Annotated in this window: 1 protein-coding gene; it reads left to right on the plus strand. The window is 70.6% G+C overall.

What is annotated here, in order from left to right; genetic code table 11:
* Window positions 1–206 precede the first annotated feature (206 nt).
* Window positions 207–2,763, plus strand: a 2,557-nt coding sequence (locus tag AB0M28_RS40300; RefSeq protein WP_365415792.1) for a hypothetical protein, incomplete at its 3' end; no start/stop codon positions are given.

Genomic DNA, 2,763 nt, shown 5'->3' on the forward strand with positions numbered 1-2,763 from the left:
GCCCCCCCGCCGGGGGCCGCCCCCGGGGGGGGCCGCCCCGGGGCCCGCGGTGGCCGGGCCGGGGTTCGCGGCCGGCCGTTCAACCCGTGTTCCCCGGGAATGCGTTGACGTCACGTGCGTCACACCGCTAACGTTCCGGCCGCTCCACGCCCTGGGCGTGAGAACTCCCCCGCCCGGGCTGCCCCCACCACGGACCGGGAGGATCGTTGAAGAGAACCCGCTATCTGTTAGCGGCCGCCGCCGCCCTGTGCTCCCTGCTCATACCGGCGGCCGCCGGCGCCACGGGCGGATCACCCGCCCGCGACACGGCGGCCGGGCGGATATCCGTCGGCAAGACACCCGCCGCCGCCGCGCCGGCCCCGGACAAGCCGGCGAAGCCGAAGAGCACGAACCGGTACGACAGCACCGGACGCGAGACCGTCGCCCAGGCTGAGGCGCGCACCGACCTGGTGGCCCGGATGCGCAGCGCCGAGGGCGACGTGGGCACCGCCGACTATCTGCGATGCCGCAACGAGGCCCCGAACTCCGACGGGCCCGACGGGGTCACCCTCGACCACTTCAACTGGTGCAAGATCACCACCTTCACCTACGTCTCCGAGACGTGCACGGACATCAGCAACCCGGCCACCTGCACCGAGATCGGCCGCGTCCGCTTCCGCCTCACCCTGGCCGGCGAGGGCAACCAGGGCAGCAGCACCGCCGACCGGCGCCACACCGTGACCGTGATCCTGGACCAGCCCGTGATCGTCTCCGGAGCGCCCCGGATGTCCGACCAGCTGGTGGTGGCCGGGCGCTGCACCCCGACCACGGGCGGCTCCCCGATGTGCTCGATGAGCGGGACCGCGGCACGCACCCTCGGCGAGTGGATGCAGCCCGCGACCAGCACCGCCTGGATCACGTACACCTCCCCGGAGGGCAGCCACGAGGACGGGCTGGCCTTCTACACCTTCGGGGTCTGGTTCGGCAGCGAGACCGACCAGACCGTCGTCAACGGCAGCCGGTTCCGCTGCGACTCGGCGACCTACCTCGACTACTCCTACGGCTGCGTCTACCCGGACGTCACCGAGGTCTTCGACCTCACCGTGGACTCCGAGGTCAAGGAGTCCGCCGAGTTCATCTGGCGGGCCCAGAACCAGCCCGACCGGACCTTCCCGGTGTCCGAGTCCGCCAAGAGCATCCCCGGCTCCGTGGCGAGCGGCCGGCCGCTGCGCCGGACCACGGTCGCGAACAAGGACGGCAACCGCACCGAGTCCGTCAAGCAGTGCAGGATCTTCTTCGGCGAGCGCTACACCCGCGACAGCCGCGACTGCGACGAGTACCCCTTCGCCTCCACCGCCGAGGGCTCCAAGACCGGCGGCACCGGCACCGCGCACTACGCCGTCCAGCCGCTGAACTCCGCCCACAACCAGAAGGCCGGCTCCCGGCTCGACCGCTTCTACAACGACCAGCGCATCCTGCGCGACGAGGACTCCTTCTACACCAGGCTGGTCGATCCCGACGGCAGCGCCTACGGCGGACCGCCCGCGCCGCCCTCCGGCGTCGCCGCCCCCGTCGTCCACCCCACCTGCAGCACCAACGACCTCCCGGAGGTCAAGGACCTGCAGACCAAGGTGACGCCCGAGCCGCAGTTCCTCGACTACGCCCGCACCACGGCGAACGGCTGGACCGGCGGCGACTCCACGTACTCCTTCCGGCTGCCGGACGGGCGTGAGCTCTACCTGTTCTCCGACACCTTCCTGGGCCCGCTGAACGCCGACGGCACCCGGCCGCTGAGCGCCAAGCTGATCAACAGCTCCTTCGTGGTCCGCAACGGCAGCTCGATGACCACCATCCACGGCGGGACCGTCAACAGCCCGAAGGCCCTCATGCCGCCGGCGATCGACAACCGCTGGTACTGGCTCGGCGACGGGATGGTCGCCAGCCGGGGCGGCACGGACTATCTGCAGGTGATGTTCCAGGAGTACCGGGGCACCAACGACGGCTCCGCGCTGCCCTTCGCGTTCGTACGCAACGTGGTCGCCACGTTCGCGCTGGACGATCTGACCAAGCCCGTCTGGATCGACCCGCTGCCCTCCGACACCGGTGTGGCCTGGGGCTCGGCGCTGCTGCCGGCCTCCCGCAGCGGCGACGGGTACACGTACGTCTACGGCGTCAGCAACGACCCGGTGCACAAGAAGATGCACATCGCCCGGGTCCGCGGCAGCGATCTGACGAACGTCGACGACTGGCAGTTCCTGAAGACCGGCGTGACCGGCGACAGCTGGATGCACCGCGAGACCGAGGGCAGCACCTATCTGAGCGGCGTGGCCAACGAGTACAGCGTCACCCCGTGGCGCGGCCAGTTCGTGCTGATCAGCCAGAACAGCACGGAGGCGTTCAGCAACAAGATCCGCCTCTGGTCGGGGTGCGACCCGTACAGCTTCGCGTTCTGGGTTGACCACGACGTGGTCTACGAGATGCCCGAGACGGGTCTGTGGGGCAGCTACGGTGACGCCGACGTCTTCGCCTACAACGCCCACGCCCATCCCATCCTGCAGGACGGCGACCGGTGGGTGGTGTCGTACAACGTCAACAGCTTCGACAACCGGATGACGTCGGACGGCGCGCACTACCGGGACCCGAGCATCTACAAACCGCGGTTCATCTCCTTCCGGCTGGTCCCCGCCGGCGTCGTCCGCGCCCAGCGCGAACTGCCGCGCGAGCGCCGCCCCGGCCCGCGCCAGCCGCCCCTGGGTGACGATGACGGCCTTCGGCGCCCCGGTC

The sequence above is a fragment of the Streptomyces sp. NPDC051940 genome (genome assembly GCF_040680895.1).
In the GTDB taxonomy this organism is placed as follows: Bacteria; Actinomycetota; Actinomycetes; order Streptomycetales; family Streptomycetaceae; genus Streptomyces.